Here is a 20,957-nt window from a genome sequence, read left to right on the forward strand (position 1 = left end):
GATGCGGTTTCTGGTCCTAAGCGGCCTCTCCGGGGCGGGCAAGACCACGGCCAAGGGGTTTTTAGAGGACCTGGGCTACTTCATGGTGGACAACCTCCCGCCCCGCCTCTGGAAGCCCCTTCTGGAGGAGCTTAAGAACCGGGGCGTGGAGCGGGCGGGTGTGGTGCTGGATGCCCGGGCCCTGGCCTTCTTCCCCGACCTCGAGGAGGCCTTAAGGGAGCTCAGGCCCACCGTGGTCTCCCTGGAGGCCCGCCCCGAGGTCCTCCTCCGCCGCTACAACCTGACCCGCCGCCTCCACCCCCTGGGGGCGGGAAACCTCATGCGGGAGATCGGCCAGGAAAGGGAGATCCTCTCCGCCCTCCGGGAAAAGGCCCACCTGGTCCTGGACACCTCGGACCTTTCCCCAAGGGCCCTAAAGGAGGCCCTGGCCCGCTTTCTGGGCGAGGAGGCAGGCTTCATCCTGCGCCTTCTCTCCTTCGGCTTCAAGTGGGGGCCGCCCCAGGAGGCCGACCTGGTGCTAGACGTGCGCCCCCTCCCCAACCCCCACTACGACCCCCTCCTCAAGCCCAAGACCGGCCTGGACCCCGAGGTCAGGGCCTACGTCTTCCGGGAGGAGGAGGAACCCTTTTACCGGGCCCTTCTCGCGGTGGCGGGGCTCTCGGCGGAGGGGGCCAGGAAGGAGGGGCGGGCCTTTTACACCGTGGCCGTGGGGTGCACGGGGGGGCGGCACCGCAGCGTGGCCGTGGCCGAGAGGCTGGCCGAGGACCTTTCCGGCAGGTTCCGGGTGGAGGTGAGCCACCGGGATGTGGAAAAGGAGTGAGGGCCTCTTCCGCCGCTTCCCCGCCCTGCGCTGGCTCTACCCGGGGATGCGGGTCAAGCGCTACGCCCTGGTGGCGGCCCTCGGGGTCCTCCTCCTGGCTCTAGGCCTCGCCCCCCTCCTGCCCGCCCTGCCCCTATGGCCCTGGGCCCTGGCCTTGGGCCTTTTGGGCCTCCTCCTCCTCGTGGGCGGGATCAGGGCCATGAACCGGAGCCTACTTTCCGCCCTCACCGAGCCCGAGGAGGTGCCGGAGAGGGTCTATGTGCGGCGAAGGCTGGAACGGGGCCCCAAGGTGGTGGCCTTCGGCGGGGGCACGGGGCTTTCCCGGATTCTTAGGGGACTCAAGGAGCACACCGCCAACACCACGGCCATCGTGGCCGTCACCGACGACGGGGGCTCCACGGGCCGCCTTAGGCTCACCTTCGGCCTGCCGGCGGTGGGGGACCTGGTGGACTGCCTGGCCGCCCTCTCCGACCACCCCGCCCTGGCCCAGCTCCTGGCCCACCGCTTTGACCGGGGGGAGATGCGGGGGCACACCTTCGGCAACCTCTTCCTGGTGACCCTCTACCAGGTGGCGGGGGACTTCGCCGAGGCCATCCTCGAGGCCAACGCCATCCTGAACCTGAGGGGCCAGGTCCTCCCCGCCACCCCCGAGGCCGTGCGCCTCAAGGCCCGCTTCCAGGACGGGGAGGAGGTGGAGGGAGAGGTGGCCATCAGGAAGAGGGGGGGCAGGATCCGGGAGGTCTTTTTGGTGCCGGAGCCCAGGGAGGTCATGCCGGAGGCCCTCGAGGCCATAAGGAAGGCGGACCTTCTGGTCCTGGGGCCGGGAAGCCTTTACACCAGCGTGATCCCAAGCTTCCTCCCCGGGCCCCTCAAGGAGGCCCTGAGGAAGGCCAGGGCCCCTCTGGTCTACGTGGTGAACCTCATGACCGAGCCCGGGGAGACCGACGGCTACACCGCCTACGACCACTACAAGGCCGTCGCCCAGCACCTGGGCCGAAGGCCCCAGGTGGTCCTGGTGCACACCGCCCCCGTCCCCGAGGAGGTCCTGGCCCGCTACCGGGCGGAGGGCCGCTTCCCCGTGGCCTACGACCCCCGCCCCTTCGCCGTGGACGGGGTGCGGGTGGTGGAAGGGGACTTCCGGGAGGAGGGCCCCCTGGCCCAGCACGACCCCAGGAAGGTGGTGGAGGCCCTCCTGAACCTGGTATAACCGTGGGCGTGCTTTTCCTCTTCCAAGACCCCTTAGGGGACGACCACGGCCTGGCCTACCAGTACCCTCGGGCCGCCCTATACCAGGAGGCGGGGGAGGGCTTCGCCGACCTCCTGGCGGTGGCGGGGGAGGCGAGGGAGGGGCGCCTCGTCCTCAAGGTGCGCCTGGCCCGCTACCCCAACCCCCTCGAGGGCCCCTTGGGCTTCAGCCTGGCCACGGTGGTCCTCTTCCTGGACACGGCGGAGGGCGGGGAGGAGACCCTGGTGCCGGGCCTCTCCACCCCTAAGGGACAGGGCTGGGAGGTGGCCTACGTCCTCACGGGCTTCGGGGCGGAAAGGCGGACCCCCAAAAGCGAAAAGGCGCCCGTCCGGGCCTGGCGGGAGGGGGACTGGGTCCTCCTGGACACCGGCCTTCCTCCCGGGCACTATGGGGTCTACGGCGGGGTGGGCCTCTTTGACCCCTTCGCCCCCTGGTACCTGCGCCCCACAAGCCCCGATGGCGGCCCCTGGACCCTGATGGCCCCACCGGGAAGCCCGCCCCTGGTGGACCTCCTGGCGGAAACCCCCCTGGACCAGGCCCGGGCCTACGAGACCGGGGTTCTGAAGCCCCTCTGGCCCCAGGGGCTTTATCTGAGGCGGGAAAGCCTCCTGGCCTTCGCCCTAGGGGGCCTCTCCCTCATCCTGGCCTTTCTCCTGCGGAAACGTTAGAGGGGCCTCAGGTCCTCCAGGAGGAGCCAGCCCACCCCGGGGGGGAGGCCCTCCAGGTGCTCCCTAAGGGCCTCCGCCACCCTTTCGGCCAGGGGCTTCAGGGCCTCCGGGGCCTCCTCGGTGAGGAGGAGCAGGGTGACCTGGTAAAAGGCCTGGGTGGCCGTGGGGGTGCCGTCCTCAAAGAAGGGGGTGGGCGGGGGCACGGGGTCTATGAGGAGCCGCGCCCCCAGAACCTCCCCAGGGAGGAGGGCCCTGGGGTCCAAGGAAGCCTCCTTGGGGTGCCAGAGATAACCCTGAAAAAGCCTAACCGCCTGCACGGGCCCACTCTACCCCCTCCAGGAGGTAGACCCGGGGCAGGCGGCGGGAGAGGTGGACGGCCACCTCGTAGGGGATGGTGCCCCGGGCCTCGGCCCAGGCCAGGAGGCCCGTGGGGCCGAAGTCCGGGGAGAGCACTTCAAAGACCGCCCAAAGGTCTACGGGACCGGGGAGGAGGACCGTGGTCTGGTCCATGGAGATCCGCCCCGCCACCCTAAAGGGTTCGCCCCCAGGCCCCCTCACGAAGGCCACCGCCCCCCGGGGAAGCCCGTCGGCGTAGCCCACGGGCAGGGTGGCCAGCCACTCCCCCCCTTGGGCCACGAACGCCCCCCCGTACCCCACGCGGTCCCCCGCCTTCAGGCGCTTGACCAGGGTGGGGCGAGCGAGAAGCCGGAGGACGGGCCTCAGGCCAAACCCCGGCACCAGGCCGTAGAGGGCGAGGCCCACCCGTGCGTTTTCCCCCCCGTGGAGGAGGAGGCCATAGGAGTTTTCCAGGTGGTAGAAATACCCCGGCCCCAGGGCCTCCCGCACCCTCTGAAACCGCCCCCGTTGCACCTCCACGAAGGCCTCGTCCTCCCCCGCCGTGGCCAGGTGGCTGTACACCCCCTCCACCCGCACCCCCAGGGCCTCCACGGCCCTCAGGGCGGCCAAGGCCTCTTCCCAGGGGAAGCCCACCCGGTTCATCCCCGTGTCCACCTTGAGGTGGGCCCTGGGGGTGAGGCCCAGGGCCCGGGCCCTCTCAGCCAGGGCCCGGGCGGCCTCCAGGGTGGAGAGGGTGGGCGTGAGGCCCCACCTTAGGGCGGCCTCGGCCTCGAGGGGGTGGAGGCTCCCCAGAAGGAGCACCTCCCCCCACACCCCCCCTTCCCGGAGGGCCCGCCCCTCGGCGATGGTGGCCACGGCGAACCGCCCCACCCCCCTTTCCTCTAGGAAGCGGGCGATGGACAGGGCCCCGTGGCCGTAGGCGTCCGCCTTGAGGACAGGGATCACCTCCCCCTGGGCCCTGGCCTTGAGGAGGAGGTAGTTGGCCCAAAGAGCATCCAGGTCCACCTCTATCCAGGCCCGCCAGCCCTCCACGCTCAGTCCTCCAAAAGCCCCACGAAGCGGTGGGGGTCGGGGTCCAGCTTAAACCGCCGCCGGTCCAGGCGGGCAAGCATCTCCTGCAGGCGCTCCGTGCTCCCCCTCAGGAGGAGGTGGTAGACGTAAACCCCCTTGACCCTGGGGACGGGGGCGGGGGCGGGGCCCAGGACCTCCTCCTCCCGGGCCACCCCCTTCAGGGCCTCCTTTAGGGCGAAGGCGGCCTCCAGGGCCCGCGCCTCCTGGCGGTGGCTCACCTCCAGCTTCACCATGCGCACCTTGGGGGGGTAGTGGAGGGCCTCCCTCAGGGCCTTCTCCGCCCAGGGGAAGGCCTCCACGCTCCCCTCCAGAAGCCCCTCGTGGGCGGGGTGGTCGGGTGTGTAGGTCTGGAGGAGGATCAGGGGCCTCCGCCCGGGCCTGAGCTCGGTCAGGGCCCAGAGGAGGCGGTGGTACCGCTCCGCCGCCCGGAAGTCGGAATCGTAGAGGAAGCCGTCGGCGTAGGGCAGGAGGACGAGGGCCAGCTCGGGGAGGCTCGGGCCCCGCAAAAGGGCCGTGGTCCCCACCACCACCCCGGGCTTTCCCTCCAGGAGGGGCTTCAGGTCGTCCTTGCCCTCCTTGGCGTAGCGCAGAACGGGCAGGGCCAGGTGCCGCCTGAGCTCCTGAGTGAGCCACTCCAGCCCGGGCCCCTTGGGCTCTAAAAGGGGGGAGCCGCACTCCGGGCAGAGGAGGGGCGGGGGCTCCTGGTGGCCGCACTGGTGGCAGAGGAGCCTGTCCCGGCCCTCCCGGTGGTAGCGCAAGGAGAGGGCGCAGTTGGGGCAGGTGGGCTTGTAGCCGCAGTCGCCGCAGAGGAGGAGGGCGCTATACCCCTTGCGGGCGGCCAGGACCACGGCCTGCCTGCCCTTTTCCTCCACCTGCTTTAAAAGGGCCAGGGCCCGGCCGGTGAAGGGGTAGCCCTTCTCCCGCTTCAGGTCCAGGAGCATGACCCTGGGCTTGGGGACGGGAAAGGTGAGGCCGGGCCTGTCCAGGACCTCCACCGCCGGGACCAGGGAGAGGTAGGTGAGGGGAACGCCTAAAAGCCTGGCCCGGAGCTCCGCCAGCGGCGGAACGAAGGCCCGGGTGCCGGAGGCGAGCTTGTAGCTCTCGCTCCCCTCCTCCACCACCACCAAGGAGTCCGGGGTGAAGGGGAGGAAAAGCCCCCCGTAGGTGGCGAACACCACGCCCCCGGGGTCTTTAAAAAGGGCCTCCCTTTCCCATAAGGAAAGCCCCCCGTGGTAGGCCCTGGCCTCGGGGAAGAAGGCCAGAAAGCGCAGAAGGAGGCTCACCTCGGGAAAGAGGACCAGGTGGCTCCCCCGGGCCAGAAGCCCCTTTAAAAGCCTTAGCCTCTCGGAAAACCGCCCCCCGTTCAGGCGCTCGGGCCTCTCCGGCAGGAAGAGGGGCTCCACCCCGCCCTCCTCCCCCCTGGCCTCCGGCGGGGGGCCGTAGCCCACATAGCCCTCCTCCAGAAGGCGCTTGAGCCGCCGCACCCCAAGCCCCGTGGCCCGGGCCCAGGCGGCGAGGCTCTCGGCGTGGCCCATCTCCCTGAGGCGCCTAAGGGCGCGGGAGAGCTCGGGGTCGGGGTGGTCCTCCTTGAGGGGCAGAAGCACCCTCTTCCCCTCCTTGAAGGCCACCTCCTCCTCCAGGACCCCGGCCTCCCGCAGGAGGTCTAAAAGCTTGGGGTCAAAGCCTTTGGCCTCCTGCCAGTCCGAAAGGCCCTCGAGGCCCGGGGGCAGGACCTTGGGGTCGGCGCCGGGGTAGAGGCGGACCCGGTGCTTGAGCTCGGGGAAGGGGGGCAGGAAGTCGGCCAGCACCTGGCCCAGGGGGGCGAAGAGGTAGCGGGCGGCCTCCTCGGCAAAGCGGATCTCCTCCGGGCGCAGGTAGGGGGTCTGGTCCAGATAGGCGATGGCGTGGCGCAGGCCGGGCCCCGGCCTCACCTCCTCCTCCCCCACCACCACCCCCACCCGCACCTCCCCCCGCCAGGGCACGGCCACCCGAAGGCCCAAGGGAGCCTCCCCCTCCTGCCCCAGGGGGGGCAGGTAGCTCATGGGGGGAAGGGGCAGGAGGAGGGCCACCTTTAGGGCCCGCATACGCCTAGGATAAGGGGGTGGGCCTGGCCGTGCTCCTCTCCGGGGTGGCCCTCTACAGCGCCCTCTACGCCGTCGTTCCCCTCCTTCCCCTCCTGGAAAGGCTCTTCGGTGCGCCCCCGGGGGCGGCGGGGCCGGGCGTGGGCCTCCCCCTCCTCCTCCTGGTCCTCCTCTCGCCCCTGGTACCCAGGCTCCCCTGGCCGGCGGAGAGGGTTCTGGGCGGGGGGCTCCTTTTGGTGGGGCTTGGGGGGCTTCTGGGGGCCCTCAGCCCAAGCCTTTTCCTTTGGATCCTTTCCCGCCTTCTCCAGGGGGTGGGGGCGGCCATGGTCCCCGCCCTGGCCATCGCCCTGGTGCCCCGCCTTTTCCCCCAAAAGGCCCTGGAGATGGCGGGGGTGTACATGGCAGGGAACGTGCTGGGCGGGGGGTTGGGCCGGGTCCTGTCGGGCCTCCTCGCCGAGGCGTTTGGGGTGCGAAAGGCCCTCCTTTTCCTCTCCCTGCCCGCCTTGATCCTGGGCCTTCTCCTCCTCCGCGCCCCAAAGAGCCTCCTCGTCCTGGGCCCGCCCCGGTACGACCTCAGGGCCTGGCCCCTCTATTTGGTGGGGGGCATCCTCCTCTTCCTGAACCTCTTTTTGGCCAACCTCCTCCCCTACCGCCTCCTGGAGATGGGCTTTGGGCCGGGCCAGGTGGGCCTCCTTTACCTGGCCTACCTCTTCGGCATCCCGGGAAGCGCCTTCTCCGGCTTCCTCTCCCGGAGGTTTGGCCCCGTGGCCACCTTCCGCCTGGCCTTCTTGGGGGTCATCCTGGGCATGGCCCTGCTCCTCCTGCCCCCGCCCGGCCTGGCCCTGGGCTTCGTCCTCATGATGGCGGCCCTCTTCACCGCCCAGAGCCTGGCCTCGGGGGCGGCGGGGAGGCGGGGGCCCGGGGGGAGCGGGGCCTATGTGGCGGCCTTCTACCTGGGGGGCACCCTGGCGGGCCTTCTTTACCCCCTCTTCCTCCACAGCTTTCCCCTGGCCGTGGGCCTGGGCGTGGCCCTGGCCCTCCTGGCCCTGGCCCTGGCTCCGGTAAGGTAGACGCCCCTCCACACCACGCCCGGCAAATCCCCTTACGGGGCTAAACCTTCTGCAACGAATCCATTGACTCGCCCGTTTGATTACATCGTCCTGAACGGGTCGCAATCCCCTTACGGGGCTAGACCTTCTGCAACCCTACCCCTACCTTTTTCCTGTACTGGACGGGGCTCGTGGAGGAGGGTTTTGGGAGAAAGATGAAACTTGGAATATGCGTAGGTAGAAAACGAGGGTTTTGGGGGGTTTAGGCCGGTGGAAAGTCTGCGGAGGAAAGGCGAAAGGAGATGCATAAGCGAGTATCGCCGTCCCGAACAGGAAAACTGGCTTTCAAGCTCCTCTCCCGGTTATCCGGGACAAGGGCATTATAGCACTACAACCCCGCCCCAAGGCCCCCTCTCGCTCAAGAGTCGGGCATACCCCGTTTCCGAGTGGCCTAGGCAGGGCGTACCATGGCCCCATGGAGGTCCACGCCGCCGATCAGTACCTGGTGGCCCCGGGGGAGGTGGGGCTATTGGAGGTCTACGAGGCCCTCGAGGGAACGGGCCTCTTTCCCCCTTTTCCCCCGGTGGAGCTTCCCGGGGGCGTGGGGGGGCTTGTGGCCCGGGGGGGCTTCGCCCAGACCTTCTTCTTCCCCGCCGAGGTCCTGGGCCTCACCTTCCGCACCCCCAAGGGGGAGGTGGTGCGGGCCGGGGGCCTTGTGGTCAAGAACGTCCAGGGGTACGACCTGGTGCGCCCCTTCGTGGGGAGCTTTGGGCTTTTAGGGGAGGCTTTGGAGGTAGTCTTCCGCCTCAGGCCGGGGCGGGCCTTCGCCTTCCTGAAAAGGCCCTGGGAAGGGGCCTTCCCCGAGCTTTCCCCTAGGCCCCGCTTTCTCTTCGCCCTGGAAGATGCCCTCTACGCCTTTCACTTTGGCCACGAGAAGGAGGTGGCCCGCTTCCAGGAGGCCTTCTTGGGGGAGGAGGTGGGGCCTTTGGACCTCCGCCCCCTCTTCCCCCGGGGGATGGGGGTGGGGGAAGGGCCCCTAAGGGACCTCCGCTTCGCCTGGAAAGACGGCGGGGAGGCCCCAAGGCCGCCCGAGGCCTTCCTCCGCTGGGTGCGGGGAATGGGGTATCCTCTTTAGGATGCGGGAGCTGGAAGAAGCCCTAGCCGCCATCCAAAGCGCCCAGGACCTCGAGGCCCTGAAGGCCCTCAAGGCCCGGTACCTGGGCAAGAAGGGCCTCATCACCCAGGAGATGAAGGCCCTCGCCGCCCTCCCCCTGGAGGAAAGAAAGGCGCGGGGCCAGGCCCTAAACGCCCTAAAGGAGGCCCTGGAGAAGGCCCTGGAGGAGCGGGAAAAGGCCCTAGAGGAGGAGGCCTTAAGGCGGGCCCTGGAAGGGGAGCGCCTGGACGTCTCCCTGCCCGGAGTAAGCCTCTTCGCAGGGGGGCTTCACCCCATCACCCTCATGGAAAAGGAGCTTATCGCCATCTTCCGGGGCCTGGGCTACCAGGCGGTCATGGGGCCCGAGGTGGAGGGGGAGTTCTTCAACTTTGACGCCCTCAACATCCCCGAGCACCACCCCGCCCGGGACATGTGGGACACCTTCTGGCTGGAGGAAGAAGGCCTCCGCCTGAAGGGCCCCTTGGGGGAGGAGGTGGAGGGGCGGCTTCTTTTGCGCACCCACACCTCCCCCATGCAGGTCCGCTACATGGTGGCCCACACCCCCCCTTTCCGCATCGTGGTGCCGGGGCGGGTCTTCCGCTTTGAGCAGACCGACGCCACCCACGAGGCCGTCTTCCACCAGCTGGAGGGGCTGGTGGTGGGGGAGGGCATCACCATGGCCCACCTCAAGGGGGCGATTTACGAGCTGGCCCAGGCCCTCTACGGCCCTGAGTCCCGGGTGCGCTTCCAGCCCGTCTACTTCCCCTTCGTGGAGCCCGGGGCCCAGTTCGCCATCTGGTGGCCCGAGGGGAGGAAGTGGCTGGAGCTGGGTGGGGCGGGCATGGTCCACCCTAGGGTCTTCCAGGCGGTGGACCAGTACCGCCAAAGCCTGGGCCTTCCCCCCGCCTACCAGGGGGTCACGGGCTTCGCCTTCGGCCTCGGTGTGGAGAGGCTCGCCATGCTGCGCTACGGCATCCCCGACATCCGCTACTTCTTCGCCGGCAGGCTGAAGTTCCTGGAGCAGTTCCGGGGGGTTCTATGAGGGTGCCCTTCTCCTGGCTCAAGGAGTACGTCCCCGAGCTGGAAAGCCCCGAGGTCCTGGAGGAACGCCTGGCGGGGCTGGGCTTTGAGACGGACCGCGTGGAGCGCCTCTTCCAGATCCCTCCTGGGGTGGTCTTCGCCCGGGTCCTCGAGGCCCACCCCGTCCCGGGGACGGGCCTAAAGCGCCTGGTCCTGGACGCCGGAGAGGTGGTGGAGGTGGTCTCGGGGGCCGAGAACGCCCGGGCTGGGATCGGCGTGGCCCTGGCCCTGCCCGGAACCGAGCTCCAGGGCCTGAAGGTGGGGGAGCGGGTCATCCAGGGGGTGCGCTCCTTCGGCATGGCCCTCTCCCCCAAGGAGCTCGGGGTGGGGGAGTACGGCGGGGGGCTTTTGGAGTTCCCCGCTGAGGCCCTTCCTCCCGGCACCCCCCTGGCTGAGGCCTGGCCCGGGGAGGTGGTCTTGGAGATAGAAGTCACCCCCAACCGCCCGGACGCCCTGGGCCTTCTGGGCCTGGCCCGGGACCTCCACGCCCTGGGCTACGCCCTGGTGGAGCCCCAGGTCCTCTACCGGGCCGAGGCCCTGCCCCTTCCCTTCCGCCTGGAGGTGGAAGACCCCCTGGGCGCCCCCCACTTCACCCTGGCCTACGCCTTTGGCCTCCGGGTAGGGCCAAGCCCCATCCCCCTGCAGCGGGCCCTCTTCGCCGCCGGCATGCGCCCCATCAGCAACGTCGTGGACATCACCAACTACGTGATGCTGGAGAGGTCCCAGCCCATGCACGCCTTTGACCTCCGGTTCGTGGGGGAGGGGATCCTGGTGCGCCGGGCCCGAGAGGGGGAGAGGCTTCGCACCCTGGACGGAGTGGAGCGGGCCCTCCACCCGGAGGACCTGGTCATCGCCGCCATCCAGGGGGAAAGGAGCCTGCCCATCGGCCTGGCCGGGGTCATGGGCGGGGCGGAGAGCGAGGTGCGGGCGGACACGGAGGCCATCGCCCTGGAGGTGGCCCTCTTTGACCCGGTCGCCATCCGCAAGACCGCCCGCCGCCACGGCCTCCGCACCGAGGCCAGCCACCGCTTTGAGCGGGGCGTGGACCCCCTGGGCCAGATCCCCGCCCAGAAGCGGGCCCTGAGCCTCCTCCAGGCCCTGGCCGGGGCCCGGGTGGCCGAGGCCATCCTGGAGGTGGGAAACCCCAGCCCGCCCGAGCCCATCCCCTTCCGCCCCCAGTACGCCAACGCCCTCCTGGGCACGCAGTACCCGGAGGAGGCCCAGATCAGCATCCTGAGGCGGCTGGGATGCCGGGTGGAGGGGGAGGGTCCCTACCGGGTCACCCCGCCCAGCCACCGCCTGGACCTCCGCCTGGAGGAGGACCTGGTGGAGGAGGTGGCCCGCATCCAGGGCTATGAGACCATCCCCCTGGACCTCCCCGCCTTCTTCCCCGCCCCCGACAACCGGAGCGTGGAGGCCTCCTACCGCAAGGAGGAGAGGCTCAAGGAGCTCCTGGCGGGCCTGGGCTTCCAGGAGGTCTACACCTACAGCTTCGCCGACCCCGAGGAGGCCCCCCTCTTCCGCCTCCCCCCCTACCCTCTGCGCCTGAAAAACCCCCTGGCCCCGGAGAAGGCCGCCCTCAGGACCCACCTCTTCCCCGGCCTCCTCAAGACCCTCAAGGAGAACCTGGCCCTGGACCGCCCGGAGCGGGCCCTCCTCTTTGAGCTGGGCCGGGTCTACGGCGTGGCGGGGAGCCTGGGGGAGGAGAGGACCCACCTGGCGGGCCTCCTCTTCGGCGAGGGCCTGAAGCTTCCCTGGGCCCGAGAGGCCCTGTCCGGCTTCTTCCTCCTCAAGGGCTACCTGGAGGCCCTCTTTAGGAGGCTTGGCTTGGAGCTTCGGGTGGAGGCCCACCCCTACCCCTTCCTCCACCCCGGGGTCTCGGGGCGGGTCCTGGTGGAAGGGGAAGCGAAGGGCTTCCTGGGCCAGCTCCACCCGGGGATCGCCCGGGCTTTGGCGCTCCCTCCGGTCTGGATCTTTGAGCTCACCCTGCCCTTCCCGGAAAAGCCCCTGGCCTTCCGGGACCCCTCCCGCTACCCCCAGGCCTTGCGGGACCTGGCGGTGGTGGTTCCCGAGGCCATCCCCTACGGAGAGGTGGAAAGGGTCATCCGGGAAGCGGCGGGTCCCTATTTGGAAAGCCTCGCCCTCTTTGACCTTTACCAGGGCCCGCCCCTCAAGGAAGGGGAGAAGAGCCTGGCCTTCCACCTCCGCTTCCGCCACCCGGAGAGGACCCTCAAAGACGAGGAGGTGGACGCCGCCATGGCGGGCATCTTCGCCGCCCTAAGGGCGAGGGGCTTCGGCATCCGGGAGTAAACTCTAGCCATGCTGACCTGGGTGGACCTTTTGGCCCTCTTCAGCCTGGCCCTGGGCCTGGCCCTGGGCTACCGGGAGGGGCTTCTGGGGGCCGGGATGGGGCTTGGGGTCCTCCTCTACCTGGTCCTGGCCCAGCTAGGGCTAAAGGGCCCCTGGTGGGGCCTGGGTTTGGGCCTCCTTCTGGGGACGCTGGCCAAGAGCCTGCCCCTCCCCGCCCTTTCCCGGGGCCTCGAGGGCCTGCTCGGGGCCCTGGGAGGGCTTCTTTTGGGGCTGTTCCTGGCCTTTAGCCTGTGGACCGGCTTCCCCTGGGAGGTGGTGGGGGGGACCCTCCGCTACCCCTCGGTGCGCCTCCCCACCCCCATCTACGAGGGAATAGGACAGAGCCCCTTCGCCCGCGAGGCCTTCCGCCTGGCCTGGCAGACCCCCTGGCTCAGGAAGGCCCTGGCCCTAGAGGGCGAGAATCCGCGATAGGGCAAGAAGCGCCCGGTTGATGTCCTTCCTGCGCTCCACCGCCTCCTTGAGGGGGGTGAGCTCCACCTCTCCCTCCACCTCCCCCACCATGACCCCGCTGGTCCCCCCGGCCAGGGCCTCCACCGCCGCCGCCCCCAGGCGGCTCGCCAGGATGCGGTCCTTGGCCGTGGGGCTTCCTCCCCGCTGGATGTGGCCCAGCACCGTGACCCGGGCCTCCACCTGGAGGTGCTCCTGGATGGCCTTGAGAAGCCCCGTAGCCCCCCCGGGGTAGGCCCCTTCCGCCACCACCACGATGGAGCTGGACTTGCCCCGCCTCTGGGACTCCAGAAGCCCCTCGGCGATGGCCTTGGGGTCCACGGGCTCCTCGGGCACGGCGATCACCTCGGCGCCCCCCGCCAGGCCCACATCCAGGGCGATGAAGCCCGCATGCCGCCCCATGACCTCTATGAAGAAGACCCGCTCGTGGCTGGCGGCGGTGTCCCGGATGCGGTCAATGGCCTCCAGGGCCGTGTTGACGGCGGTGTCAAAGCCGATGGTATAGTCGGTGCCAAAAAGGTCGTTGTCAATGGTGCCTGGCACCCCCACCACGGGGATCTTGTGCTCCTCAATGAGGCGCATGGCCCCGCGGAAGGTGCCGTCGCCGCCGATGGCCACCAGGCCCTCTATCCCCGCCGCCTTCAGCTTGGCCACCGCCTTGGCCCGCCCCTCCTCGGTGAGGAACTCCTGGCTCCGGGCGGTGAGGAGGATGGTCCCTCCCCGTTGCAGGATGTTGGCCACGTCCCGCACCCCCAGGGGGACCATCTCCCCCTGGATCATGCCGGCGTAGCCCCTACGGATGCCGATGACCTCAACGCCCATGGCGTAGGCCTGGCGCACCACGGCCCGGATGGCCGCGTTCATGCCGGGGGCGTCGCCCCCGCTGGTAAAGACGCCGATGCGCTTCATCTCTCCTCCATGCTGAGGCGGTAGGCCTCGTTGCGGGCAACCCCGGCCGCCACCAGGGCCCGGAAGAGGGCCTTCCCGGAAAGGCCCTGGCCCTTGAGCTCCGCAAGAAGCCTTTCCGCGTCCGGGGCCGGGGCCTCCTTGGGCCCCAGGACCAGGACGAACTCCCCCTTGGGCTCGGCGAAGCGGGCCCAAGCCTCCTTCAGGCTTCCCCGGAAGACCTCCTCGTGGACCTTGCTGATCTCCCGGGCCACGGCCACGGGGTGGGCCTCCCCGTAGACCTCCATGAGGTCCTCTAGGGTCTTCCTCAGGCGGTGGGGGCTTTCGTAGAGCACCGCGGTCCTCCCTTCCCGGGCCAGGGCCTGAAGCCTTTCCTTGCGCTCCCTTCCCGCCTTGGGCAAAAAGCCCTCAAAGGTGAAGCGGTGGGTGGGCAGGCCCGAGGCCACCAGGGCGGGGATGAGGGCGGTGGGGCCAGGAAGCGCTTCCACCCGCCAGCCCCATTCTAAGGCCAGCCGCACCAGCTCCGCTCCCGGATCCGAGATCCCCGGGGTGCCGGCATCCGTGGCGTAGGCCACGTAGGCGTAGGGGGCGAGGAGCTCCTTGGCCCGGTCCAGGGTGTGCTGGTCCAGGCGCAGGGTAGGGGTGGGGATGCCGTAGTGGCGAAGGAGAAGCCCCGTGCGCCTGGTGTCCTCGCAAGCCACCACCTCGGCCTCCTTCAGGGTCCTGAGGGCCCTCAGGGTGATGTCCTCCAGGTTGCCGATGGGGGTGGGAACCAGGACCAGGCGCATGGGGCTAGAGCAGGATGGGCCTCAGGGTCTTCACCACCTGGCGGAAGGGGAACTCGTACACGGAGCCCGAGGGCAGGGTGAACTCCAGAAGGTCGGGCGCTCCCGGGAAGACCACCCGCCTCAGGGCCAGGGGCCCCCCGTCGGTTTCCACGTGGACGGTGAGGTAGTCGGGCTCCAGGTTGCGCCCGTCCTCCGCCTCCTTCGGGGCCTCCTCCCCCACGCCCTCCTCCAGCCGCCTCAGGGCCTCCAGAGGGTCGGCCTTGAGGGCCCGCACCTCCTCCTCCAAGGTCCCGTCGGAGAAACGGAGGACCACCTCGTCCCCCGCCCCGCAGGCCTCGCAGTCCAGGAGGTCCCCCGCCTCGTAGCCCTCCAGGTCCAGGGGCTCGCCGCAAACCGGGCAGACCATAAACACCTCCCAAGGAGGATTCTATCCCTGGGAGCCTAAGCGCCCGCGCTTTGGTTTCGCAACACGGGGTGCCCAAGTCGGGGCTGGAAAGGGCACCCCGCCGTGGCCAAAAGCCAGGCGGGGCGCTTAGCCCCCTTTAGCGGCCGTAGCGGGCGATGGCGGCCTGGATCTCCTCCAAGGCCGCCTGGCGGTCCCGCCAGCCGGTGACCCGGACCCACTTGCCCTTCTTGGCCTCGAGGGCCTTGTAGGTCTCAAAGAAGTGCTGGATCTCCTGCTTGACGCCCTCGGGAACGTCGCCGATGTCCTGGATGTGGTCCAGGCGCTGGTCCTCGGCCACCACCCCCAGGATCTTGGCGTCGCTCCCCTTCTCGTCCTCCATGAGGAGAAGGCCCACCGGGCGCACCTCCACCACCACCCCCGGCAGAAGGGGGTAGGTGGAGAGGATGAGGCCGTCCAGGGGATCCCCGTCCTCGGCCAGGGTGGAGGGGATGAAGCCGTAGTCCCCGGGATAAAACTGGGCTCCCGGCAGGACCCGGTCCAGCTTGACAACCCCCAGCTCCGGGTCGTACTCGTACTTGTTGCCGGAACCCCGGGGGACCTCAATGACCATGTGGACCACCTGGGGCGCGTTCTTACCCACGGGAAGGCTCTTCAGGTTCGCCATAGCCCCCCCATTATACGAGGACCTCCGGGAAGTCCGTGACCAGGGCATCCACCCCCCAGGCCGTGAGGGCCTGGGCCTCCCGCTTGTCGTTCACCGTCCAGGCCAGGACCCGGTAGCGGGCCCTCAGGCGGCGGACCTCCTCTTCGTCCAAGAGGCCCACCCAGGGGTGCACCCAGGCCACGCCCAGACAGGGGGCCAGCTCCAGGGCCTCGGGCTTCTCGTAGAGGAGGCCTAGGGGCGCGACGCCGAGGCGCCTCAGGCGCACCAGCGCCAGGGGGTCAAAGGAACTCACCCAGACCCTTTCCGAGGGAGAGCGGGCCAGGAGCCGAGCCAAAGCCTCCTCCCGGCCATCGGTCTCGGGGGGCAGGCTCTTGAGCTCCACGTTGATCCAGGCGCCGGGAAAGCTCTCTAAAACGGCCTCCAGGGTGGGCACGTAGGGGGGAAGCTCCCTCAGGGAAAGGCCGGCGATGGAAGCGCCTCCCAGGGTGAAGTCGTGGTGGACCACCAGGACCCCGTCTTTGGTCAGGTGCACGTCCAGCTCAAAGCCGTCTAGGCCCGAGTCCAGGGCCTTCCTGAAGGCCTCGAGGGTGTTCTCCCGCACCCCCAGGGCGATGCCGCGGTGGCCTAGGCGGAGGGGCACGAGGGGGAGTATACAATGGGGCCATGGGCAAGTACGAGGAAGCCTTTTCCCGCCTGGGAGAGCGGGCCCTGGCGCGCCTGGAGGGGCCAGGCGGATTTCTGGCGGTGACGGAAACCCACCTGGTCCTGGTGGACGAGGCTGGGGTAAAGAAGATGGAGCTTGCCCGCATCCGCCGGGTGGGCCGGGGGGAAGGGGGAAGCCTTTTGGTCCAGAGTGAGGAAGAGGCCCTCGCCATCCCCCTTCGGGCCTTTCCCTTGGAGGAGCTCAAGGCCTTCCTGGAGGGGCTGAAGCCCCATGTGGCCCGCGCCCGGAAGGCCACCCAGGCCTCCCGGCCACTAGAGCCCAGGGAAACGCCCAAAGCCCCCCTCTGGGAGGAGGAGGCCACGCCCAAGCCCGCCTCGGTGGAGCTAGCCCCGGAGCCCCAGGAGGCCAAGGAGGCCACCCCACCGGCCAGGCCCCGGGGGGGCGGGAACCCTTTGGCCCTTCCCCTCAAGGTCCTCGCCCTCCTCACCCTGGGCTACACCGTGGCCTTCGTGGCCCTGAACCCGGGTGCCGACCTCTGGGCCCTTCTGGGCGTGGTCTTAGGAGGACTCGGCCTGGCCCTGACGGAGTGGTCCTTGGCTACCTCCTGGCGGTAGCCCTTCTGGCCCTCCTCAGCCTTTGGCCCAAGCTGGCCCCCAGGCCTCTCCCCGTCCGGGTGGAGGCCCTGTCCGAAGCCTCCTTCACCCCTCCCGCCCCGGAGCCCGTGAGCCTGAACGGAGCGAGCCTGGAGGAGCTGGAGGCCCTTCCCGGGATAGGCCCCACCCTGGCCCGGAGGATCGTGGAGGGGAGGCCCTACGGAACCGTGGAGGACCTCCTCAAGGTGAAGGGCATTGGGCCCCGCACCCTGGAAAGGATCCGCCCTTACGTGAGGCCGTGAAAGGAGCCCTTTCTTCCTCCGGCGTGGGTCTGGGCCTGGGGGGCCTCCTGGGGGCTTTGGCCCTCCTCTACCCCGCCCTTCTGCTCCTGGCCCCCCTGGGCCTCCGCCTTGGCCTCCCTTTTTTCCTGGGGCTCGTTCTCGTGCTCTTGCGGGGCCTCCTTTTTCCCGTCCCGGAGCCCCCTTACGGGCTTAGGGTGGAGGGAACCTTGGCCGTCCGGGAGGGGTTCACCCGGTGGGAGGGCCACCGCCTCAGGGTGAAGCACTTCCCTCCCCTCGAGGACGGGGTCTACCACCTCCGGGGCTACCTGGCCCCGCCCGAGCCCCGGCGCAACCCCGGCGGGTTTGACGAGCGGGCCTGGCTCCTGGCCCAGGGGGTCAAGGGCGTGTTTCACGTGGAACAGGCCAAGCGCCTTTCGGCCCTGCCCGACCCCCGGACCTCCTTTAGGGCGCGGCTCGCAGAGGGCCTTTCCCCGCCCGCCAAGGAGGTCCTCGAGGGCCTGGTCCTGGGGGACAAAAGGGGGCTGGAAGACGCCTACCTTCTCTTCCAAAAGGCCGGGCTGGCCCACCTTCTCGCGGTCTCCGGCCTCCACGTGGGGTTTCTAGTGGGGGCTGTTCTCCTCCTCCCCCTGGGGCGGTGGCGCTACCTCCTGGCCCTGGCCCTCCTTCCCCTTTACCTTTTCCTGGCGGGGCCAAGCCCCTCCCTGGTCCGGGCGAGCCTCATGGCGGGCCTCTCCCTCCTGGGCCTCTTCCTGGGCCTGGGGGCGGCGGGGGTGGTCCAGGCCCTGGGACTCGCCCTCTTCCTCCAGCTCCTCCTCAGGCCCGAGGCCATCCTCGGCCTGGGCTTCCAGCTCTCCTATCTCGCCGTCCTGGGCCTGGCCCTGGTCCTGCCCGCCCTCAGGCTTCCGCCGGGGCTTAAGGGCTACCTTCTCGGGGGCCTGGCCGCCAGCCTGGCGGTCCAGGCCTTCCTGGCTCCCCTCCTTCTGCACCGCTTCCACCTCCTGCCCCTTCTGAGCCCCCTGGCCAACCTCCTGGCCGCCCCTGTGGTGGCCCTCCTGGTCCCCCTGGGCTTCCTGAAGCTCCTTCTGGGCGGGGCGCTGGCCTGGGCCGTGGAGCCCCTGGCCCAGGGGCTTCTCTTCCTGGCCGGGGTGGCCTCCCAGGGGCCCCTCCTCCGGCTGGGGGAGATCAGCCCCCAGGGCTTCGCCCTCTACTACCTGGGGCCTCTTCCTCCGCTCCTCGCCCTCCACCACCTCCTCCCCTGGCGGAAAGCCCTCCTCCTGGCAAGCCTCCCCGCCCTGGTGGGCCTGGCCACGGGCCTCCCCAAGCCCGTGGACCTCTGGCTTTTGGACGTGGGCCAGGGGGACGCCCTCCTGGCCCGCATGGGAGGGGCCGAGGTCCTGGTGGACGGGGGGAGGCCGGAGCAGGGGGAGAAGGTGGCGCGGGCCCTGAGGGCCCTGGGGGTGGAGGCCCTCGAGGTCCTGGTGGCCACCCACCCCGACGCCGACCACTTCGGGGGGCTTTTGCGGGTGGTGGAGGAGGTTCCCGTGGGCCTCGCCCTCCTCTCCCCCGCCTTTCCCCAGGACCACCCCCTGGTCCAGGCCCTGGAGGCCAAAGGGGTGCCCACCCTGAGGCCCGGGGCGGGCACGGCCCTCCGGGTGGGGAAAGGGCGGATCCAGGTCCTCTGGCCCCGCCACCTCTCCCACGACGACAACCGGGACGGCCTGGCCCTCCTCCTGGACCTGGGGCGCGCCAAAGCCCTCCTCCTGGCGGACCTTCCGGCGGAGGTGGAGGAAAAGCTGGCCCCTGGCCCCGTGGAGATCCTCAAGGTGAGCCACCACGGGTCCAGGACCGGCACCTCCGAGGCGCTCCTGGCCCAGACCAGGCCCCGGATCGCCCTGATCGGTGTGGGGAAGAACCCCTTCGGCCACCCCCACCCCGAGGTCCTAGAGCGCCTGCAGGCCCACGGGGTGAAGGTCTACCGCACGGACCGGATGGGCGCGGTGCGGGTGGACCTGGGCTACGCCTGGTAGCCGAGCCGCTCCAGAAGGGCCTCCAGCTCCTCCAAAGAGCGGTAGTGGATGACCACCCGGCCCCGACGTCCCCCCAGCACCTTGACGGGCAGGCCCAGGTGCCGGGAAAGCTCCAGGGAGAGGGGGGAGGGCTCCTTGGGCCCCTTCTCTCGGCCCAGGCGCTCCCTTAGGGCCTCGGCCTGCCGCACGGAAAGCCCCTTTTCCAGGATCTCCTTGAGGCCCCAAAGCCGGTCCTCGGGCTCCAGCATGAGGAGGGCCCGGGCGTGCCCGGCGGTGATCTCTCCTGCCTCCAGGGCCCTCAGGACCTCTTCCGGAAGCTGGAGAAGCCTCAGGGCGTTGGCCACCGTGGAGCGGGCCTTGCCCACCCGCTTGGCCACCTCCTCCTGGGTCAGGCCCATGGAAAGAAGGGCCTGGTAGCCCCGGGCCTCCTCCAGGGGGGAGAGGTCCTCCCGCTGGAGGTTTTCCACCAGGGCCAGCTCCAGGGCCTCCCGGTCGGTGAGGTCCCGCACCAGGGCCGGCACCTCGGTAAGCCCGGCCATCTGGGCCGCCCGGTAGCGCCTCTCCCCGGCCACCAGCTCGTACCCGTCCCCCTTTGGCCGCACCAGGATGGGCTGGAGGAGCCCCTTTTCCTTGATGGACTGGGCCAGCTCCTCCAGGCTCTCCTGGGAGAAGTGCCGCCGGGGCTGGCCGGGGTTGGGCCGGATGGCCGAGAGGGGGAGGCGCACCACCCCGCCGCCCCCCTTGGGCAGGAGGGCCTCGAGGCCCCTCCCAAGACCGCTAGCCTTCTTGGACACGGGCGATCACCTCCTCCGCCAAACGCCGGTAGGCGTGGGCCCCCGGCGAGGTGGGGGCGTGCTGGGCGATGGTGCGGCCAAAGCTGGGGGCCTCCGCCAGGCGCACGTTCCTGGGGACCACCGTCCAGAAGACCTTCTCGCCGAAGTGCGCCCTGAGCTCCGCCTCCACCTGCTGGGAGAGCAGGGTGCGGCCGTCGTACATGGTGACGAGGATGCCAAGAAGCCTCAGGGCGGGGTTGAGGCGGCTCCGCACCTCCTCCAGGGTAGAAAGAAGGCCAGCCACCCCCTCCAGGGCGTAGTACTCCGCCTGCACCGGCACGATGACCCCCTGGGCCGCCCCCAGGGCGTTCAAGGTGAGGGGGGAGAGGCTTGGGGGGACGTCCAGCAGGGTGAGGTCGTAGGCCTCGTTCTTCAGGGCCTCGGCCAGGGCCAGGGGGTTTTCCGCAAGCCCCACCGCCGCCCCCACCAGGTCGGGGGTGGCGGGGAGGAGGTGGAAGGCGTCCACCGGCTGGACCAAGGCCTCCAGGGGCTCCCCCTCCAGAAGCTGGTGCACCCCCTTTTCCGCGCGCACGCCCAGGCCGCTGGTGGCGTTCATCTGGGGGTCCAGGTCCACCAAAAGCACCCGCTTGCCCATGCGGCCCAGGTAGGCCGCCAGGTTGATGGCGGTGGTGGTCTTGCCCACCCCCCCTTTCTGGTTGACCACGGCGATGCGGCGCACCTCGCCCTTTAGCATAAGGGTTTTTTCTCGGGAACCCCGGGGCGGCGGGGGTAGGCGGCGGGGGTGGGAACCTCCTTGGCCAGGACCACCAGGGCCCGCTCCTCCTCCAAAAAGGGGAGGCGCAGGGAGCGGACCTCCCTCAGACTACCCCCGAGGAGGCCCAGGGCCTTGGGCAGGGGGGCGAGCTCCTCCGCCACCCTGGGCCCCTTCTGGGCCACCATGACTCCCCCTGGCCCCAAGAAGGGCAGGCCCAGCTCCGCCAGAACGCAGAGGTGGGCCACGGCCCGGGCCGTGACCCGTTGGTAGGCCTCCCGGTGCTCCGGGAGGTGGGCCACCTCCTCGGCCCGGCCCCAGAGGGGAAAGGCCCCTTTTAGCCCCAAAGCGGCCACCACCTCCTCCAGAAAGGCCACCTTCTTCCGGGTGGCGTCCAGGAGGACGACCTCCAGCTCGGGGCGGACGATCTTGAGGGGAAGCCCGGGGAAGCCGGCCCCCGTCCCCAGGTCCAAAACCCGCAAGGGCCCCTCCCAGAGGGGAAGGAGGAGCAGGGTCAGGGAGTCCAGGAAGTGCTTGGCCACCACCTCCCTTTCCGTGCGCAAGGCGGTGAGGCTCACCTTGCGGTTCCCTTCCAGGAGGAGGTCGTAGAGGGTGGAAAAGGCCTTCAGGTGGGGCGAGAGGTCCAGACCCAAGGCCCTGCCCCCTTCTAGAAGAAGCCTCTCACCCTCCGGGCTCAGGCCCACGCTCCCCCCTGTTTCC

22 protein-coding genes are annotated in these 20,957 nt (G+C 70.0%); 11 read left to right on the forward strand and 11 right to left on the reverse strand.

Translation table 11 applies throughout. The annotated features are described in order from the left end of the window. The first annotated feature begins 1 nt into the window (after window position 1). Genes rapZ through BVI061214_RS03665 form a run of 3 tightly spaced genes read left to right on the forward strand, consistent with a single transcriptional unit; the run spans window position 2 to window position 2,734 of the window. The gene (rapZ, locus tag BVI061214_RS03655) at window positions 2-820 is read left to right on the forward strand and encodes an RNase adapter RapZ (protein WP_053767336.1); all 819 of its coding nucleotides are present in this window, start codon (window positions 2-4) and stop codon (window positions 818-820) included. Beyond that, a complete protein-coding gene (locus BVI061214_RS03660) occupies window positions 804-2,027 on the forward strand; it encodes a gluconeogenesis factor YvcK family protein (RefSeq protein ID WP_156303214.1) in 1,224 nt (407 codons plus the stop codon). The genes rapZ and BVI061214_RS03660 overlap by 17 nt, the downstream gene beginning before the upstream one ends. 8 nt (window positions 2,028-2,035) lie before the next feature. Beyond that, a complete protein-coding gene (locus tag BVI061214_RS03665; protein ID WP_053768574.1) occupies window positions 2,036-2,734 on the forward strand; it encodes a glucodextranase DOMON-like domain-containing protein in 699 nt (232 codons plus the stop codon). On the opposite strand, the gene BVI061214_RS03670 is transcribed toward BVI061214_RS03665, so the two are convergent. From BVI061214_RS03670 to BVI061214_RS03680, 3 genes are read right to left on the reverse strand one after another with little or no spacing between them, the layout of a single operon-like run. After that, a complete protein-coding gene (locus BVI061214_RS03670) occupies window positions 2,731-3,051 on the reverse strand; it encodes a DUF3208 domain-containing protein (protein WP_053767337.1) in 321 nt (106 codons plus the stop codon). The genes BVI061214_RS03665 and BVI061214_RS03670 overlap by 4 nt on opposite strands. Next, the gene (gene alr / locus BVI061214_RS03675) at window positions 3,038-4,123 is read right to left on the reverse strand and encodes an alanine racemase (protein WP_053767338.1); all 1,086 of its coding nucleotides are present in this window, start codon (window positions 4,121-4,123) and stop codon (window positions 3,038-3,040) included. The genes BVI061214_RS03670 and alr overlap by 14 nt, the downstream gene beginning before the upstream one ends. A gap of 2 nt (window positions 4,124-4,125) precedes the next feature. Beyond that, on the reverse strand, window positions 4,126-6,246 hold the full coding sequence (locus BVI061214_RS03680) for a primosomal protein N' family DNA-binding protein (protein ID WP_053767339.1): 2,121 nt from the start codon (window positions 6,244-6,246) through the stop codon (window positions 4,126-4,128). Between the two features lie 17 nt (window positions 6,247-6,263). Here BVI061214_RS03680 and BVI061214_RS03685 point away from each other — a divergent pair, with 17 nt between their 5' ends. The 5 genes from BVI061214_RS03685 to BVI061214_RS03705 all read left to right on the forward strand — a co-directional run bounded on the left by BVI061214_RS03685 (window position 6,264) and on the right by BVI061214_RS03705 (window position 12,306). Beyond that, window positions 6,264-7,313, forward strand: coding sequence for an MFS transporter (locus BVI061214_RS03685; protein ID WP_053767340.1), 1,050 nt, complete (start codon window positions 6,264-6,266; stop codon window positions 7,311-7,313). A 454-nt stretch (window positions 7,314-7,767) separates the two neighbouring features. Continuing rightward, on the forward strand, window positions 7,768-8,427 hold the full coding sequence (locus tag BVI061214_RS03690; protein WP_053767341.1) for an FAD-binding oxidoreductase: 660 nt from the start codon (window positions 7,768-7,770) through the stop codon (window positions 8,425-8,427). Between the two features lies 1 nt (window position 8,428). Then, entirely contained in the window at window positions 8,429-9,487 is a 1,059-nt protein-coding gene (pheS, locus tag BVI061214_RS03695; RefSeq protein WP_053767342.1) for a phenylalanine--tRNA ligase subunit alpha, read from the forward strand. Beyond that, window positions 9,484-11,835 (forward strand): phenylalanine--tRNA ligase subunit beta, encoded by a 2,352-nt coding sequence (pheT, locus tag BVI061214_RS03700; protein WP_053767343.1) that lies wholly within the window; start codon window positions 9,484-9,486, stop codon window positions 11,833-11,835. Before pheS ends, pheT begins: the two co-directional genes overlap by 4 nt. Window positions 11,836-11,844: 9 nt before the next feature. Then, window positions 11,845-12,306 (forward strand): hypothetical protein, encoded by a 462-nt coding sequence (locus BVI061214_RS03705; RefSeq protein ID WP_053767344.1) that lies wholly within the window; start codon window positions 11,845-11,847, stop codon window positions 12,304-12,306. Here the strand turns inward: BVI061214_RS03705 and pfkA are convergent. The 5 genes from pfkA to BVI061214_RS03730 form a co-directional block, all read right to left on the reverse strand. Then, entirely contained in the window at window positions 12,283-13,251 is a 969-nt protein-coding gene (pfkA, locus tag BVI061214_RS03710) for a 6-phosphofructokinase (protein WP_053767345.1), read from the reverse strand. The genes BVI061214_RS03705 and pfkA overlap by 24 nt on opposite strands. Next, window positions 13,248-14,036 (reverse strand): 16S rRNA (cytidine(1402)-2'-O)-methyltransferase, encoded by a 789-nt coding sequence (gene rsmI, locus BVI061214_RS03715; protein WP_003049122.1) that lies wholly within the window; start codon window positions 14,034-14,036, stop codon window positions 13,248-13,250. Before rsmI ends, pfkA begins: the two co-directional genes overlap by 4 nt. 4 nt (window positions 14,037-14,040) lie before the next feature. Then, complete coding sequence (locus tag BVI061214_RS03720) at window positions 14,041-14,442, reverse strand: hypothetical protein (RefSeq protein ID WP_053767346.1); 402 nt, start codon at window positions 14,440-14,442, stop codon at window positions 14,041-14,043. Window positions 14,443-14,578: 136 nt separating this feature from the next. Further along, on the reverse strand, window positions 14,579-15,106 hold the full coding sequence (locus tag BVI061214_RS03725; RefSeq protein WP_053767347.1) for an inorganic diphosphatase: 528 nt from the start codon (window positions 15,104-15,106) through the stop codon (window positions 14,579-14,581). Window positions 15,107-15,116: 10 nt separating this feature from the next. Next, window positions 15,117-15,746, reverse strand: a complete 630-nt coding sequence (locus BVI061214_RS03730; protein WP_053767348.1) for a glycerophosphodiester phosphodiesterase — start codon at window positions 15,744-15,746, stop codon at window positions 15,117-15,119. Window positions 15,747-15,769: 23 nt separating this feature from the next. Here BVI061214_RS03730 and BVI061214_RS03735 point away from each other — a divergent pair, with 23 nt between their 5' ends. From BVI061214_RS03735 to BVI061214_RS03745, 3 genes are read left to right on the forward strand one after another with little or no spacing between them, the layout of a single operon-like run. Next, window positions 15,770-16,384: a YcxB family protein gene (locus BVI061214_RS03735; protein WP_053767349.1), complete on the forward strand. Its 615-nt coding sequence runs from the start codon at window positions 15,770-15,772 to the stop codon at window positions 16,382-16,384. After that, entirely contained in the window at window positions 16,357-16,665 is a 309-nt protein-coding gene (locus BVI061214_RS03740) for a ComEA family DNA-binding protein (RefSeq protein ID WP_053767350.1), read from the forward strand. Before BVI061214_RS03735 ends, BVI061214_RS03740 begins: the two co-directional genes overlap by 28 nt. Then, window positions 16,662-18,692, forward strand: coding sequence for a ComEC/Rec2 family competence protein (locus tag BVI061214_RS03745; protein WP_053767351.1), 2,031 nt, complete (start codon window positions 16,662-16,664; stop codon window positions 18,690-18,692). The genes BVI061214_RS03740 and BVI061214_RS03745 overlap by 4 nt, the downstream gene beginning before the upstream one ends. Here the strand turns inward: BVI061214_RS03745 and BVI061214_RS03750 are convergent. The 3 genes from BVI061214_RS03750 to rsmG are packed head-to-tail and all read right to left on the reverse strand — an operon-like array spanning window position 18,680 to window position 20,941. Next, window positions 18,680-19,486, reverse strand: coding sequence for a ParB/RepB/Spo0J family partition protein (locus tag BVI061214_RS03750; RefSeq protein ID WP_053767352.1), 807 nt, complete (start codon window positions 19,484-19,486; stop codon window positions 18,680-18,682). The genes BVI061214_RS03745 and BVI061214_RS03750 overlap by 13 nt on opposite strands. After that, window positions 19,470-20,219, reverse strand: coding sequence for a ParA family protein (locus BVI061214_RS03755; protein WP_053767353.1), 750 nt, complete (start codon window positions 20,217-20,219; stop codon window positions 19,470-19,472). Before BVI061214_RS03755 ends, BVI061214_RS03750 begins: the two co-directional genes overlap by 17 nt. Then, window positions 20,213-20,941, reverse strand: coding sequence for a 16S rRNA (guanine(527)-N(7))-methyltransferase RsmG (gene rsmG, locus BVI061214_RS03760; protein WP_053767354.1), 729 nt, complete (start codon window positions 20,939-20,941; stop codon window positions 20,213-20,215). The genes BVI061214_RS03755 and rsmG overlap by 7 nt, the downstream gene beginning before the upstream one ends. Window positions 20,942-20,957 lie beyond the last annotated feature (16 nt).

This window comes from Thermus aquaticus, from assembly GCF_001280255.1.
In the GTDB taxonomy this organism is placed as follows: Bacteria; Deinococcota; Deinococci; order Deinococcales; family Thermaceae; genus Thermus; species Thermus aquaticus.